Annotated in this window: 16 protein-coding genes and 1 riboswitch; of the genes, 12 read left to right on the top strand and 4 right to left on the bottom strand. The window is 43.1% G+C overall.

Going from position 1 to position 16,115, the window contains the following annotated elements; translation table 11 throughout:
* Window positions 1-9: 9 nt before the first annotated feature.
* Together hemF and JKG64_RS02580 are read right to left on the bottom strand one after the other, a co-directional pair.
* A complete protein-coding gene (gene hemF / locus JKG64_RS02585) occupies window positions 10-906 on the bottom strand; it encodes an oxygen-dependent coproporphyrinogen oxidase (protein ID WP_210352776.1) in 897 nt (298 codons plus the stop codon).
* A 1-nt stretch (window position 907) separates the two neighbouring features.
* Window positions 908-1,918, bottom strand: coding sequence for an NAD(P)H-dependent glycerol-3-phosphate dehydrogenase (locus JKG64_RS02580; RefSeq protein ID WP_380893274.1), 1,011 nt, complete (start codon window positions 1,916-1,918; stop codon window positions 908-910).
* 101 nt (window positions 1,919-2,019) lie between these two features.
* Here JKG64_RS02580 and JKG64_RS02575 point away from each other — a divergent pair, with 101 nt between their 5' ends.
* The 8 genes from JKG64_RS02575 (at window position 2,020) to JKG64_RS02540 (ending at window position 8,897) form a co-directional block, all read left to right on the top strand.
* Complete coding sequence (locus JKG64_RS02575) at window positions 2,020-2,649, top strand: sugar O-acetyltransferase (protein ID WP_210352775.1); 630 nt, start codon at window positions 2,020-2,022, stop codon at window positions 2,647-2,649.
* 208 nt (window positions 2,650-2,857) lie between these two features.
* Window positions 2,858-2,952, top strand: a riboswitch (TPP riboswitch).
* Between the two features lie 74 nt (window positions 2,953-3,026).
* Complete coding sequence (thiS, locus tag JKG64_RS02570; RefSeq protein ID WP_210352774.1) at window positions 3,027-3,239, top strand: sulfur carrier protein ThiS; 213 nt, start codon at window positions 3,027-3,029, stop codon at window positions 3,237-3,239.
* Window positions 3,240-3,250: 11 nt separating this feature from the next.
* The gene (gene thiC, locus JKG64_RS02565; RefSeq protein WP_210352773.1) at window positions 3,251-5,074 is read left to right on the top strand and encodes a phosphomethylpyrimidine synthase ThiC; all 1,824 of its coding nucleotides are present in this window, start codon (window positions 3,251-3,253) and stop codon (window positions 5,072-5,074) included.
* Window positions 5,075-5,659, top strand: coding sequence for a beta/alpha barrel domain-containing protein (locus tag JKG64_RS02560; protein ID WP_210352772.1), 585 nt, complete (start codon window positions 5,075-5,077; stop codon window positions 5,657-5,659). It begins immediately after the preceding gene.
* Between the two features lie 6 nt (window positions 5,660-5,665).
* The gene (locus JKG64_RS02555; protein WP_210352771.1) at window positions 5,666-6,247 is read left to right on the top strand and encodes a thiamine phosphate synthase; all 582 of its coding nucleotides are present in this window, start codon (window positions 5,666-5,668) and stop codon (window positions 6,245-6,247) included.
* A gap of 23 nt (window positions 6,248-6,270) precedes the next feature.
* Window positions 6,271-7,047 (top strand): thiazole synthase, encoded by a 777-nt coding sequence (locus JKG64_RS02550; RefSeq protein ID WP_210352770.1) that lies wholly within the window; start codon window positions 6,271-6,273, stop codon window positions 7,045-7,047.
* 2 nt (window positions 7,048-7,049) lie between these two features.
* Window positions 7,050-8,162 (top strand): 2-iminoacetate synthase ThiH, encoded by a 1,113-nt coding sequence (thiH, locus tag JKG64_RS02545; protein ID WP_210352769.1) that lies wholly within the window; start codon window positions 7,050-7,052, stop codon window positions 8,160-8,162.
* A 21-nt stretch (window positions 8,163-8,183) separates the two neighbouring features.
* Window positions 8,184-8,897: a HesA/MoeB/ThiF family protein gene (locus JKG64_RS02540; RefSeq protein ID WP_210352768.1), complete on the top strand. Its 714-nt coding sequence runs from the start codon at window positions 8,184-8,186 to the stop codon at window positions 8,895-8,897.
* A gap of 550 nt (window positions 8,898-9,447) precedes the next feature.
* Here the strand turns inward: JKG64_RS02540 and JKG64_RS02535 are convergent.
* Together JKG64_RS02535 and JKG64_RS02530 are read right to left on the bottom strand one after the other, a co-directional pair.
* Entirely contained in the window at window positions 9,448-10,098 is a 651-nt protein-coding gene (locus JKG64_RS02535) for a hypothetical protein (RefSeq protein WP_133583190.1), read from the bottom strand.
* A gap of 104 nt (window positions 10,099-10,202) precedes the next feature.
* Complete coding sequence (locus JKG64_RS02530) at window positions 10,203-10,811, bottom strand: WbqC family protein (RefSeq protein ID WP_210352767.1); 609 nt, start codon at window positions 10,809-10,811, stop codon at window positions 10,203-10,205.
* A 268-nt stretch (window positions 10,812-11,079) separates the two neighbouring features.
* On the opposite strand from JKG64_RS02530, the gene JKG64_RS02525 reads away from it, so the two are divergent.
* The 4 genes from JKG64_RS02525 (at window position 11,080) to dapA (ending at window position 16,023) form a co-directional block, all read left to right on the top strand.
* On the top strand, window positions 11,080-11,952 hold the full coding sequence (locus JKG64_RS02525; protein WP_210352766.1) for a lysophospholipid acyltransferase family protein: 873 nt from the start codon (window positions 11,080-11,082) through the stop codon (window positions 11,950-11,952).
* A complete protein-coding gene (locus JKG64_RS02520; RefSeq protein WP_210352765.1) occupies window positions 11,949-12,989 on the top strand; it encodes a glycosyltransferase family 2 protein in 1,041 nt (346 codons plus the stop codon). Before JKG64_RS02525 ends, JKG64_RS02520 begins: the two co-directional genes overlap by 4 nt.
* Window positions 12,990-13,089: 100 nt before the next feature.
* Window positions 13,090-15,111 carry an NAD-dependent DNA ligase LigA gene (gene ligA, locus JKG64_RS02515; protein WP_210352764.1) on the top strand — a complete coding sequence of 674 codons (2,022 nt, stop codon included), beginning with the start codon at window positions 13,090-13,092 and terminating at the stop codon, window positions 15,109-15,111.
* Window positions 15,112-15,144: 33 nt separating this feature from the next.
* Window positions 15,145-16,023, top strand: coding sequence for a 4-hydroxy-tetrahydrodipicolinate synthase (gene dapA, locus JKG64_RS02510; protein WP_210352763.1), 879 nt, complete (start codon window positions 15,145-15,147; stop codon window positions 16,021-16,023).
* The last annotated feature ends 92 nt before the right edge of the window (window positions 16,024-16,115 follow it).

Here is a 16,115-nt window from a genome sequence, read left to right as displayed (position 1 = left end):
AACAGAACCTTAAACCCAATTGATTCCTTTTCTTAATAAAGCAATTGTTTTGGCTTCCTCAGAATTTGCTGACGGTGTGAAATTATAAAACCAATTGGCCTGAGCAGGTAAGCTCATGAGAATAGATTCGATACGTCCGTTGGTCTCCAGCCCAAAACGTGTACCTGAATCGTACACCAGATTAAACTCTACGTAACGGCCACGACGTAGCAATTGCCAGTCTTTTTCTGCCGTTGTATAGGTCTTATCGCGGTGCCGGTTTACCAGTTCAGTATATAATGGAGCGAATGCACGGCCCAAATCACAAGAGAAGGCAAATATTTCGTCATAACTCAATCCTGTCTTCCCTGGAGTCAGTTTGTCATAAAATACTCCTCCGATGCCCCGCGTCTCATTTCTATGTTTAATAAAGAAGTAGTTGTCCGCCCAGGTTTTAAACTCCTCGTAGAAGCTATCTTTGTGTCGGTCACATACATCCTTGAGTGTCTGATGAAAATAACGCGCATCATCTTCCTGTACATAGTGTGGTGTCAAGTCTATACCACCTCCAAACCAACGGACCTCATCATTCAATTCGAAATAGCGAATATTCATGTGAATAATAGGCACATGCGGATTATTGGGGTGTATCACGATAGATACTCCAGTAGCGAAAAAGTCTTCGGAATCAACTCCAAATGCTTTTTTTATCGTTTCCGGTAACTTGCCGTGTACCGCAGAGAAGTTAACACCACCTTTTTCGAGGATATTACCATTCTGAATAATCCGGGTTCTACCACCGCCACCGCCCTCTCTCTCCCAGAGCTCTTCTTCAAACTTAGCTCCGCCATCCAACGACTCGAGAGCCTGACAGATTTCATCCTGAATACGCTGATATGCTTCAGCAATCTCTTCTTTCAATATCATCTTATGTAAAATCTTTTGCCAGTTTAGTTACTTCAGCACTCGCAGGCTGATGATTGTACAATACCTGGAATACCATATTGCATATCGGCATAGCTAGTCCGAATCGCTGAATCACACTCTGTATACAAGCGGAAGCGTAATACCCTTCAGCCACCATATTCATCTCCAACTGAGCGGACTGCACGGTATACCCTTTACCAATCATATTACCGAATGTACGGTTACGGCTGAATTGCGAATAAGCTGTGACTAGCAAATCGCCGAGGTAGGCCGAAGCCTTAATATCCCTATACTGTGGTGCCAATGCTTCTACAAAGTAATTCATCTCGCGGATTGCATTTGAAATCAACACCGCTTGAAAATTGTCACCATAACCTAGCCCGTGACATATTCCTCCAGCTAGAGCGTAGATATTCTTTAATACAGCGCCATACTCGATACCGATAACATCATTGGAGATAATCGTATTGATATAACGCGATGCATATAATGCGGCTACCGCTTTTGCTTCCTCCGCTGTACTGCTGGCAAAGGTCAAATAAGACAATTTCTCCTGTGCCACTTCTTCAGCATGACAAGGACCACCGATTACGACAATGCGCTCTAGCGGAATACCGTAATGTGTACGTAGGTACTCTCCTACAATCTGATTCTCGTCAGGAATAATTCCCTTAATAGCGGAGACAATCGTCTTGTCCTTAAAGTCCGCGGCAGTAAGTCCCTCCAATGCAGACTTCAAATAAGCCGCTGGAGTGTTTAATACGATAATATCGCACTGTGATACCACAGATTTGACATCAGAACTGATATTTTCGGGTTGTACTTTTACCTCTACAGCGCTTAAGTAGCTCGGATTATGCTTATACTCTCTAATAAACGTTACATCCTCAGGTTTACGAACCCACCAAAATACTTCTTTGGAAAGCGTGCTATCGGTCAACATCTTAATCATCGCTGTCGCCCAGCTCCCACTTCCAATTATTGCAATCTTTGATTTTGAATTATCCATCATTCCAGGCAAAGATAATTAATAATAAATTAACAGCCCTTTTAGGGCTAGATTAATTATATAAAAGTGACTTTTAGTATATTCACCCTTTCAATCCAATATCTATGCAAAGTACGCTATCAGAACAAGAGAAAATGATTTCAGGCGAGCCCTATTATGCCAATCGGAAGGAGTTAACTACGCTTCGGCTCAAGGCGCAGCGCTTATGCTTCAGGTATAATCAAATAGACCCTAAAAACCATAGGGAACGTAAGGGCCTTATCCGCGGACTATTCGGTAAGACGGAAGGCTTGTTCTGTATAGAACAACCTTTCTACTGCGATTATGGATTTAATATTGAGATTGGAGAGTTCTTCTTTTCGAATTACCACCTAACGATTCTGGATTGTGCTCCCGTAAAAATAGGCAATAACGTTATGCTGGGCCCTTCGGTCTCCATTTATACCGCTGGCCACCCCATACACCACGAGCTGCGCAATACCGGACTAGAGTACGCCCTGCCTGTAACCATAGGTGACAATGTCTGGATTGGAGGTCATGTTGTCATCAACCCCAATGTAACCATCGGCAACAATACCGTTATCGGTTCAGGAAGTGTGGTCACCAAAGACATCCCGGACAATGTTATCGCTGTAGGCAATCCCTGCAAAGTACTTCGGGCGATCACCGAAGAGGATAAGAAATTCTATTTTCAGAATCGGCCTATCGAGTTTAATACCGATATAGAGGAATAAAAAAAAACCTGAAGCTGGGAACTTCAGGTTTTTACCAAACCAATTATTAACCTAAATATGAAATTATGAAATTCTTACTTTCTTTTATTAAAGAAACGCCACTCCTCCATACTTAGTATAAACCCTTCTCGGTATTAACACTTTTTAACAAAAAGAAACAAATACTTAAAAAATTTTTATTTCACAACAATATCCCTTATCCTTGTATCAAATACTTTAGGGGTGTCTGCAAGGCAGGCTGAGATTTTACCCTTGGAACCTGATCTAGTTCATACTAGCGTAGGGAAAAGTAAGTGTACCTTTCACTTAATGGCTATCCATCGATAGCTATGCTTTGACTGCATTCCTAAAGTATTAATATTAAACTATTTAATACGATGCAGATAAAAGTTAACAATCAATTTCATCAACTTCGGGACGACTTACCGCATTCGCTTGCCGATACCCTGTCGACCTTGATTCCAGATTTAAAAAGCAATGGTATTGCTGTAGCCCTCAACAACCAGGTTGTCCCACGCAAGGACTGGCAGGCTACCCCTATTTCAAACCACGACAAAATCCTCATCATCACCGCTACGCAAGGCGGCTAGATCCAATAACCATGAAAAATCAAGAAAACAACACGATTACGACACAGCCCTTTCCGAATGCGAGAAAAGTCTACATTCCGGGCACACTTTTCCCTATTCAAGTTGCCATGCGCGAAATCAGCCTGTCTCCCACGCGCTTGAGTACAGGCGGTATTGAAGAGAACCCGCCTATCACAGTGTATGACACCTCCGGGCCTTATACCGACATCAACAAAGCAATAGATATCAAAAAAGGGATTGACCGCCTTCGGGAGTCCTGGATATTGGAAAGAAATGATGTCGAATTATTAGATAAGATCAGCTCTGAGTACGGAAATCAGCGTGCTCATGACCCGAAGTTGGCCCACCTCCGCTTTGATTACCAGCATAAACCAAAACAGGCTAGAGCCGGACAGAATGTAACGCAGTTGCACTATGCCAGAAAGGGAATCATTACTGCTGAAATGGAATATGTCGCCATTCGGGAAAACCAGCGCATCGAGCAATTGGAAAGCGCTCAATCCGCCATGACACACCAGCATGCCGGCCATAGCTTCGGTGCCAAAACGCCAGTTAAAAGGATAACACCGGAGTTTGTACGCGATGAAATAGCGGCAGGAAGAGCGATCATTCCCAATAATATCAATCACCCCGAGAGCGAGCCCATGATTATTGGCCGTAATTTTCTCGTAAAGATCAATGCGAACATTGGAAATAGCGCCGTAACATCCAGTATTGAGGAAGAAGTTGAAAAAGCAGTGTGGGCCTGCCGGTGGGGAGCTGATACCATCATGGATCTATCAACCGGGAAGAACATACACGAAACTAGAGAATGGATTATCAGAAACTCGCCCGTGCCTATCGGAACGGTGCCGATCTATCAAGCACTTGAAAAAGTCAACGGCGTAGCCGAAGACCTCACCTGGGAAATTTTTAAAGATACACTGATTGAACAGGCCGAGCAAGGAGTCTCCTATTTCACCATTCATGCCGGAGTCTTACTCCGCTACATACACCTTACGGCGAAACGAGTGACGGGAATTGTGTCCCGAGGCGGTTCTATCATGGCAAAATGGTGTCTTTTCCATCATCAAGAGAGTTTCCTCTATACACACTTTGAACAAATATGCCAAATCATGAAGCAGTACGATATTGCTTTTTCTTTGGGTGATGGCTTGCGCCCGGGTTCCATTGCGGATGCCAATGACGAGGCTCAATTTGCCGAACTGGAAACACTCGGCGAACTAACAAAAATAGCCTGGAAACACGATGTACAAGTCATGATTGAAGGGCCTGGCCACGTACCCATGCACCTGATAAAAGAAAATATGGAGAAGCAATTGGAATGTTGTGACGAAGCGCCATTCTACACGTTAGGTCCGCTGACGACAGATATAGCCCCGGGTTATGACCATATTACCTCGGCCATCGGTGCTGCCATGATTGGCTGGTACGGCTGTGCGATGCTTTGTTATGTAACTCCGAAAGAACATCTGGGACTCCCGAATAAGAAAGACGTCAAAGATGGTGTCATCACCTATAAAATAGCGGCACATGCCGCCGATTTGGCAAAGGGACATCCTGGTGCACAATATCGGGACAACGTACTCAGTAAGGCACGGTTCGAGTTCCGCTGGGAAGATCAGTTCAATCTGGCACTAGACCCCGAAACAGCACGGGAGTATCACGATGAGACGCTACCTGCGGATGGCGCTAAAGTCGCTCACTTCTGCTCCATGTGCGGACCTAAATTCTGTTCGATGAAAATCACACAGGAAATCCGAGAAAGCGTAGCTGATGGAATGCTACAGAAATCGGCAGAATTTATGGAATCAGGTAAGGAAATATACCTATAGATGCGCATCATAACATTAGCAGAGGCTACGGATAACGAAAGCAAACTGATACGGACATTTATTACCTATCCCGAAGTGATTGTCCATATCCGGAAACCTGCCCTATCCCTAGAAGAACTCAAAATGTTTATCCATGGTTTTACGGTACAAGAGCGAAAGAAGCTGGTAGTCCACAGCTATCAGGAGCAAAGCCGTACCTGGGGCTTAGAGCGTTTACATTATTCCGCTTCATCGCGTCCAATGTCTTTTACCCCTCGTGAACTCGAGGGGTATCGCCGGAGTACTTCAGTGCACGATTGGGCAACATTCAACAAGCTACCGCAGGCCTATCAGGATGCTTTTATAAGCCCTCTGTTTACGAGTATTTCGAAGCATGATTATCGGGCCAATGAGGCCATACGCGATACGGGGAAACGCTCCAATTTTCGGACAAACCTCATCGCATTAGGCGGTATAGATCAGGACAACATCGAGTCGCTAAAACAGCACTTTGAGGATGTGGCGCTGTGTGGTAGCGTCTGGTTGTCTCCTAATCCTTTGGTCTCATTTAAAACTTGCTACAAGCTATGGCATAATAATTTATAAGAAAACATGTACAGTAAAATTCAGTATATATCCTCTGGAGAGACTGCAGGAGAGCAACTCCAAAATATCATAGCCGTATTGGAGAAAGGAATCACCTGGGTGCAACTCCGCTTTAAAACGGAAGATTCGTCGTCGTTATTGGCACTTGCCAAACAGGTAAAGCAATTGCAACGAACCTACAACTTCATTTATATTATCAACGACCATATTGATATCGCACGGACTGTCGATGCCGACGGCGTACATCTCGGGCTGGAAGATGAAAGTATCGATATCGCCCGAATAAAACTGGGTGATAAGAAAATCATCGGAGGCACGGCCAATACCCTGCAGGATATTCTCCAACGGGTCGACGAGCGTTGCAATTATATTGGTGTCGGTCCCTTACGTTTTACAAAAACCAAAAAGAATCTTAGTCCCACGCTTGGTTTTGAAGGCTATCAGCAGCTTTTCGAACAGCTAAAAGACCGCTCCATACCACCCCTATTTGCGATTGGCGGCGTACGCTACGACGATATCGATGTCCTATCTAAGATAGGCTTATATGGTGTGGCTATGTCGAAAGAATTGGACACCCCTAATCCCTGATTAAAACTTAAACCCTATATCCTATGACCCCATTAATAATAGCTGACCGCACTTTTCAATCCCGCTTTTTTATCGGAACCGGCAAATTTGGCTCACCTCAGATCATGAAGGACGCCCTAGTCGCCTCCAAAAGTGAATTGGTGACGGTAGCCTTAAAACGCGTAGATCAAGAGGCCGAAGAAGATGATATATTATCCTATATCGACCAGAATCAAATGCAGTTGCTACCCAACACCTCGGGAGCAAGAACGGCAAAAGAAGCCGTACTTGCCGCACAACTCGCCCGGGAAGCTATGCAGACTAACTGGATTAAACTCGAAATACATCCAGACCCTAAATACCTGATGCCTGACCCTATAGAAACATTGCTGGCCTGTGAAGAGTTGGCTAAGCTCGGTTTTATCGTGCTCCCTTATATCCATGCCGACCCTGTACTTTGTAAGCGTCTCGAAGATGCGGGCACAGCAGCAGTAATGCCCTTAGGTTCGCCAATAGGTAGTAATCAAGGCTTGAAGACGCTCGATTTCTTATCTATCATCATCGAGCAGAGCCGTGTTCCGGTTATTGTCGATGCGGGTATCGGTACACCTTCCGATGCGTGCAAAGCCATGGAAATCGGCGCAGACGCTGTATTAATAAACACCGCTATCGCTGTTTCAAATAATCCAGCAGCCATCGCCCAAGCGTTCTCTACAGCGATAGAAGCCGGCCGTCTCGCTTATGAAATCGGAATAAATAGCACGGAAGCCAAAGCGGCAGGAAGCAGTCCGTTGACGGAGTTTCTAACCCAACCTTACTAAAGATGGATACGACATTTACCTCGATTTTCAAGACCTACTCTTGGGAGGAAATAACGCAGAAGATATACAGCACCACGCCCGAACAGGTTAAACAATCGCTTCACAAGAGTCAACGTAATATCATTGATTTTCTATATCTCCTGTCACCGACGGCCAAACCAATGCTCGAAGAGATGGCTCAACTATCGCATCAGATTACGACCCGCCGATTTGGCAAGAACATACAGCTCTACGCACCATTATACCTAAGTAACGAGTGCCAGAATATATGTACTTATTGTGGCTTTAGTATGGACAATAAGCTCCCTCGGCGTACATTAACCCCTAGCGAAATAGACATAGAAGCCAAAGCACTTAAAGCCATGGGCTTTCAGCACGCCTTATTGGTGACAGGCGAATCAAACCACACCGTCGGTACGCCCTACTTTCTACAAGCGGTAGAGCAACTGACATCCCTATTTTCCCAAATCTCTATAGAGGTACAACCCCTCGATTACGAAGACTATCTGGCGTTGCACGAGGCGAAGGTAAATGCAGTCATGGTGTACCAGGAGACGTATCATCAAGAGGTGTACAAAACCTATCACCCCAAGGGAAAGAAATCTAATTTTCAATATCGCTTAGAGACTCCGGACCGAATCGGTAGAGCAGGTATGCATAAGATTGGGCTCGGGGTATTACTTGGTCTGGAGGACTGGCGTGTAGACAGCTTCTTTACCGCTTTGCATATCGATTACCTACAGAAAAACTATTGGCGTACAAAATACAGTGTTTCCTTTCCGAGACTGCGTCCGGCTACCGGAACGGTCGAACCTAATTTTCTCATGCGGGACGATGATTTACTGCAACTGATATGTGCTTATCGAATCTGGAATCCGGATTTGGAGCTATCGCTATCGACACGGGAGCATCCGTTATTTAGGGACCATATTATCCCATTGGGAGTCACCGCGATGAGTGCTGGATCCAAAACCAACCCCGGGGGCTATGTTATCGCTCCAGAATCGTTGGAGCAGTTTGAAATCAGCGACGAGCGTTCTCCTGCGGAAATAGCATCCCTGATTGCAAAAAAAGGGTATCAACCTGTATGGAAAGACTGGCAGATGGAGTATTAAGCAATAAAAAATTATCTCGATATGAAGCTAACAAAAGAACAAATACTGCGCTATAAAAAGCAAATATCTTTCGCTCCTATTGGCATAGCTGGACAAGTACAGCTATGCCAAAGCCGTGTCCTTGTAATCGGTGCCGGTGGACTAGGTTCGCCTATCCTGCTTTACCTTGCCGCCGCGGGAGTAGGTACGATTGCTTGCATCGATTTTGACCAAGTGGAAATCCACAATCTACATCGGCAAGTGATACATAAGCACAAAAACCTGGCGATGCCCAAGGTTCTTTCGGCGGCAGAAGCCATTGAAGCACTTAATCCGGAAGTCAGGTTTGAACCCATTATCGCTAAAGTAACAGAGGCAAGTCTAGACGATTATGTCTCGGCATATGATATTGTACTCGATGGCACGGACAACTTTAGCAGTCGATATGCTATCAATGATGCCTGTGTCCGACAGAACAAACCCTTGGTATACGGTTCGGTACTCAATTTTGAAATACAGCTGGCAGTTTTCAATCATGAGGGTTCTAAAAATCTTCGGCACCTATTTCCCACCGCGCCGCATCCAGACGATGTGCCTAGTTGTGACCAAAATGGGGTATTAAACACTGTGCCTGGCATACTCGGACTGATGATGGTGCAGGAGACATTGAAAATAATAACGGGAAGCACCCCAACGAAGAACCAGCTCCTGATCTTCCATACCGCTACGTGGGATATTACTAAGCTGAACTTCTAACTTGACACTGAATGCCACTGATCTATCACCCGAAATGAACGCCGCACAGTAGCGTTAATTATAACTCGTTTCAAAAAAAAATCCTGAAGCGGGGAGCTCCAGGATTTACCAAACCAATTATTAACCTAAATATGAAATTATGAATTTTATATTCAATACAACTAATGCAAATGAGGTACCAAACTCATAAGGTAATTGAATTTTAACAGTATTTTAACAAAAAAATATTACGCTTCGATAAATAAAATTTCTCTTGTCATTATTTTTATAATTTTCTCGGTATCACCTTGACAGGACTGACAAACAAGAAATGCACTCCCCTCCTTCAGGTTGGATGACAAAACGTCACTAAATAGAAAAATCCTGAAGCGGGGAACTTCAGGATTTACCAAACCAATTATTAACCTAAATTATGAAATTATGAATGTTATATTCACCTCTAGAACGTCGTTTTACTTCTTAAAGTATATCTTTCAGGAGTCGTTAACATTTTTTAACAGACACCCGTTTCTCTTAATCAAATTATACGATTCTTAAGCATTGGGAAGTTTTAATGGGGTGCCAAAATATCAACTACCTTATCGCTCAGCCGGGTTATATCCGATTTGAGACCAACCATCAGCGTTAAAGCGTGAAAAGGTTGTTTCTGCACCCTATTTACATTGTACATATATCCTACCTCTGTGCCAATAAAAAAGCCACTAAAACGGTAGTCAGCACCTACCCCCAGTTTGGTGCCAAATGCAATGGATTTTAAATACTCGATATTGACCACATCGCCAACGAGATTGGATCTTGGTTCATGTACCAGGCCAATTGTAGGGCCTAGATAGACGTAAGTATTCAACCGTTCAAACTGCCTTCTCGTTCCCGCTGCCAAACTCAACATATAGAAATTGGAAAGCCCATTTTTTATTATCGTATTGAATTCGGGGTCCTGAGCCTTTTGGTCATACTTGAATGCTAATAAATACAATGCGGGGTATAAATAATACTTTGGATTATTCAGGGTGATATCCAATCCCATACTGCCGACAAAGAGCTTGGGCGAAAGCACATCTCTCGTCTTTCCCAAGGGGATTCCTAATCCTGTTCCGGCAAAATAGTAAACCTTTTTATAATGGATAGTGTCTGCTCCAGATTGCGCAAATACCATGCTGTACAGAAACACCATTACTAATACTAAGAAAGTTCGATTCATTGTTATGTGTTAAAAGGTTCGTAACATCGTACGTCCACTATAACAATGATGTCCCTATATAGTTTTTCGAAAGGTGTAGATTTAGTTGCTCGAATCTTTACGGACTACAAGAACATTTTGCTCTGTGGACCTTGATTAAAAAGTAAGTCTATGATACTAACATTGGGCTGAAACCCTGTGCGCTCTTCAAATACCTGATAATACGCTTTAGGATTAGCATATACTGAAGGCTTTTTCGGGTGAATTGAAGTTCTAAAGTCTAGACCTTCATAATTCTTCGTATAAGCTTCCGTCCGTTGTAGCTCTCTGGGTAACTTCAACAACTGTAGGGTCAATTGAAGTTGCTCCAAATTAAAATCAAAAAGATAGTCAAACTTGCGCTCATAAAATGGTGCAAACTCATCTTCGTAGTATTCAAAATAAGCAGAGCTACGGTAAGCGGTCTGTATACTGGACCAGTGTAGCCTTTGCCAATCGTGGTCATAGCTAATCTTGACTTCCTTCATGGCGACATGTTCCTTACGGCCATGTTGTATCGGAATCATAAGATCCAAAATTCCATTCGCTGTTGCGATATGTGTCCTGCTCCTATAGGTCTGCTTTGGAAAATGCTCGTACTGGTCGATAAGAACCGTACCCGGATTTTGCGCAATAGCGTGAAAATACGACACTGGAGGAAGATAATTTGCAGATAACAGGACTGGAATTGACATATTTTAAAAACTAACTTTGGATTCTGCAACAAAAATAGCGTTATTAAAGCATATTTCCGACACAAAAACGCAGTAAGCGGATTTCTCCATGCTTTATTCTACGTCTTTTTTGACTAGGTATTCGCGAATGCTAAGCATTTTATATAAGTTTGCGTAACGAAAACTTCACCACCTCGGCGAGCGAACTATCCATGTAGAAAGAACTGTCGAAACGGGACAAAATACATGGGGTATTCCATGAGGCTATTTAAAAGACAACAATTTACGAATGAAGAAAGGTATACTACATTTTATTTTGCAGGCGATGTCCAGAATGCCTTTTTGGATGTTGTATGGCATCTCAGATGTATTGTATGTCTTAATCTATCACCTACTTGGCTATCGGAAGAAAGTTGTTTTTAAGAACCTCCGTAACTCCTTCCCTGAAAAATCGGAAGCAGAAATAAAGCAGATTGCAAAAGAATTCTACCGCTACTTTCCGGATATTATTGTAGAGGTTATAAAGATGTTCAGTATCAAACCCGAACAGGTAAAGGAGCGTATCGAACTCCTCAACCCGGAAGAAATATACCGACACTTTGATGCAGAAAAAGCCGTAATAGGTGTCACTGCACATTATGGAAACTGGGAGCTGGGAATACACCGGTTATCGCTGATGACCGACTATGAGCGTCTCGTCATTTACAAACCCTTAAATAACAACGATATTAATCAGATTTACAATGGAGTCCGCACCCGATTTGGGGCGACAATGGTGCCTATGAAGCAAATCTTGAGACATATCGTCCGTCTAAAAAACACGCCTCATATTAGCATGTTTGTTGCCGATCAGACTCCATTATATCAGGATTCGGATTACTTTATGACCTTCTTAAATCAGGAAACATTAGTATATACTGGCACCGAGCGAATCGCTAAAATGACAAACAATCCTGTAGTTTTTTGTCATATCGGAAGAAAATCAAAAAGAGGATATTATTTTTGTAAATTTACAACTTTAGTAGAAACACCGTCTAATTATGGCGACCACGAAATAACCAAAATACATAATGAGTTTACGGAGCAAATCATCCGTGAACAACCTCCGTATTGGCTGTGGTCCCACAATCGATGGAAAAGACAGAGAAAAGATAAAGCATGACACAGTACCCTAAGGTCGCCGTTGTAATATTAAACTGGAATGGCAAATATTTCTTAGAAAAGTTTTTGCCTTCTGTATATAACAGTACATATCCTAATATCGAATTTATAATCGGAGATAATGCTTCGACGGATGATTCGATTTCTTTTGTAAAGGAGAACTTCCCCCAGATTCGCATTATTCAAAATGAAGAAAACTTCGGCTTTGCTGGCGGCTACAATAAAATTCTGGAACAGGTAGACGCTCCTTATTACGTACTCCTGAACTCGGACGTCGAAGTGAGTCCATCGTGGATTGAACCGGTTATCGAAATGATGCTTAGGGAAGATTTTGTCGCAGCACAACCTAAGATTCGTTCTTTCCATAAAAAGGAAAGTTTCGAACATGCGGGAGCTGCAGGGGGCTATATGGATACCTACGGCTACCCTTTCTGTAGAGGTCGCATATTGCATTCGGTCGAACTGGACAAAGGGCAATACGACAATGAACAGGAACTTTTTTGGGCTACTGGAGCGGCTTTATTTATTAAATCGGAGGCCTGGAAACAAGTGCAAGGATTTGACGCAGATTTCTTCGCTCATATGGAAGAAATTGACTTGTGTTGGCGCCTTAAGAAACTGGGACACCGGATAGGCTACTGCCCCCAAAGCACCGTCTATCACGTCGGTGGAGGGACATTAAATACCAGCAACCCTCAAAAGACCTATCTCAACTTCAGAAATAGCCTGGTCATGTTGCAAAAAAATCTTACTTTCGGTATGGCCGTATGGGCGATTTTTGCACGCCTTTGGTTAGACTTATTCGCGTTACTGCATTTCTTGGTGAAAGGAAAACCTAAAGATGCTTGGGCTGTAAGTAGAGCACACCAGTATTTTTTCCTGAACTTCTTTAAAAATGCATCCAAAAGAAAAAAAAATCCAGAGAACTACAACAAACATGGACTTTATAAAAAATGCATAATTTGGGACTATTACATGAACAAAATGCAGTATTTTTCGGACTTACCTACGAATAATTTTTATTTAAAGAACAAATAGCGAACAGCTAAAATGCAATCTATTTTTTTTGGAATAAACCGCATTAAAATATTGTTCCAAAATTATATTAGACCTTCAATTTTTCTTAATTTCGTTGCATATGTCGCAGGATATCCAAACGAAAATAGAACAATTGACAGCTGAGTTGAATGCATACAATTACCAATATTATGTATTGGCAAATTCAGCAATATCAGATTATGACTTTGACCAGAAGCTAAAAGAGCTGGAAGCTTTAGAGTCAGCTTACCCACAATATCGAGACCCAAACTCACCAACCTTAAAAGTGGGTGGTGATATTACCTCCAAGTTTAATACGGTACAGCACAAGTGGCCTATGCTGTCACTGAGCAATACCTATAGTGAGCAGGAACTCATAGAGTTTGATGAGCGTGTACAGAAGGCGATTGGACATAGCGTGCAGTATGTCTGTGAACTCAAGTTTGATGGTCTTTCGATTTCGCTAACCTACGAGAATGGCAAATTGACCCAAGCCGTGACGCGTGGAGATGGTATACAGGGTGACGATGTTACGAACAATGTACGTACTATCCGAAGTATCCCCCACCAGCTCAAATCAAATCTTCAATACCCTGAGGTCTTTGAAATTAGAGGAGAGATTTTTATGCACAAGTCTGCCTTTTTGAGACTCAACAAAGAACGAGAGGAAAATGGAGAGCAAACCTACGCCAACCCTCGAAACTTCGCTTCTGGAACCTTGAAATTACAGGATTCTTCAGAAGTCGCTAAGCGTCCGCTGGACTGTTTCCTCTATTTTCTATATATGGAAAATAGAAACAGGACTTATCAGTCCCATTGGGAGAGCCTTTCGGCTGTACATGAATGGGGCTTTCCGGTTTCGGACAATAGTAAATTATGTAATTCTATCCAAGAGGTGCTTGACTTTGTCCACTATTGGGACAGCGCACGCCATCAGTTGACTTATGACATTGATGGAATAGTTATAAAAGTAAACGATTACGCCTACCAGGAGGAACTGGGATTCACGGCAAAATCTCCACGCTGGGCGACTTCCTACAAGTTTAAAGCCGAACAGGCAGAGACCATACTGGAAGCGGTCACTTACCAGATTGGACGTACAGGTGCTGTGACACCAGTGGCCAACCTCGCTCCTGTCGTACTTGCCGGAACTACCGTAAAAAGAGCATCTCTGCACAATGCAAATGAAATAGAGAGATTGGGGCTACATGAAGGTGATACAGTCTATGTCGAGAAAGGCGGTGAGATTATTCCTAAAGTGGTTGGCGTGAATATGGAAAAAAGAAGGCCTGAAGCACTACCTATCAACTATCCGGATCACTGTCCGGAATGCGGAACTGCTTTAGTACGCGAAGAAGGTGAAGCGGTGCACTACTGCCCTAACGAAGATGGCTGCGAGCCCCAAATAATCGGAAAACTCCAGCATTTCATAGGACGTAAAATGATGGACATACAAGGCTTGGGGGCTGAAACTATTGTGACCTTCCATAAGCTCAACCTACTCCGTCAAATCTCGGATATCTATTCGCTTGCGGACAAACGGGATGAGCTAGTTACCATCGAACGGTTTGGCCAAAAGTCTATCGACAATATGATCGCAGGAATAGAACTGTCAAAAAGCAAACCTTTTGAAAAAGTCCTATTTGCATTGGGTATACGCCATGTCGGTGAGACGGTCGCAAAAAAACTCGCATTGTACTTTAAATCACTAGAGCAACTGAAGCAAGCTTCTATAGAAGAGATTGCTTCGGTACAGGATATTGGAATACGGATTGCCGAAAGCGTACATCAATATCTGTCGCAACCGGAGCATCTGGAGGAGTTAGAGAAACTGCAAGCAGCCGGCTTACAGTTTGAAATCGAAGAGAAAACGGTACTGTTAGCTAGCGATAGCCTTACAGGCAAGACCTTTTTGATATCTGGTGTATTCGCGACGCATAGCAGAGAAGATTTGACGGCATTAATTGAATCCCACGGGGGTAAAATGCTGAGTAGCATATCGTCTAAACTCAACTACCTCGTGGCAGGAGACAAAATGGGGCCATCTAAGCTAACGAAGGCTGAAAAACTAAAAGTCCCCATCATATCGGATGAAGACTTGTTGAACATGATTAATCAATAAACAAATAATATATTAAAATCAGACTTAAGAACAATGAATGAGATTCAGGGCGCAGGAGTAGCCTTAGTTACTCCTTTTAATGCAGATGGAACAATTGATTTTGAAACGCTAGGTCAACTTATCGAGTTTCAAATTGAAGAAGGAATGAATTACTTAGTATCGCTAGGTACAACTGGAGAGACAGCAACATTAAGCACTGAAGAACGAAAGCAGGTCTGGAAATTTACAGCAGATAAGGTTAAAGGACGTATCTCGCTAGTAGCTGGTATCGGAGGTAACAACACGATGGAAATTGTACAGCAGATAAAGGATTTTGATATCCAAGGCTACTGTGCTATCCTCTCGGTATCACCTTACTATAATAAACCCACGCAAGAAGGAATATATCAACACTACAAAGCGATAGCGGCCGTATCCAGCTTACCGCTGATTCTTTATAACGTACCTGGACGCACTGGAAGCAACATGAGTGCCGCGACGACACTACGCCTTGCTAAAGATTTTTCAAACATTGTCGCTATCAAAGAAGCTTCCGGAAGTTTCAGCCAGTTTTCAGAAATACTGAGAGACAAACCAGAGGGTTTTCTATTGATATCTGGTGATGACCCCGTGACCCTACCGATGATGGCGTTAGGCGCGGTCGGCGTTATATCTGTCATCGGAAACGCCTACCCTAAGGCTGTCGCTGAACTGGTGAAACGTTGTAGAGAAGGTAAATACGAAGAGGCAAGAACTATACATACACAGCTTTTGAACATTACTGACCTATGCTTTGTAGAGGGTAATCCAGCTGGAGTAAAATATATTCTTAGCCAGAGAAACATAGGTGGTGATACCGTTCGTTTGCCGTTGGTAAAAATTGGAGAATCCACGCAGGCACTGATAAAATCAGAAATGACAAACCTCAGGTAAGGTCACTCCACCAAAAAGATTTTATCAATCCCAATCTGCATACCTACGGTAGTCAGGTTGGGATTCTTTTTCTCGGCTCCACTCCTTCCGCT

The organism is Sphingobacterium tabacisoli (genome assembly GCF_017908035.1).
GTDB lineage: Bacteria > Bacteroidota > Bacteroidia > Sphingobacteriales > Sphingobacteriaceae > Sphingobacterium > Sphingobacterium tabacisoli.
The sequence above is the reverse complement of the archived record's forward strand: the minus strand, read 5'-3'. Positions and strand labels throughout refer to the sequence as shown.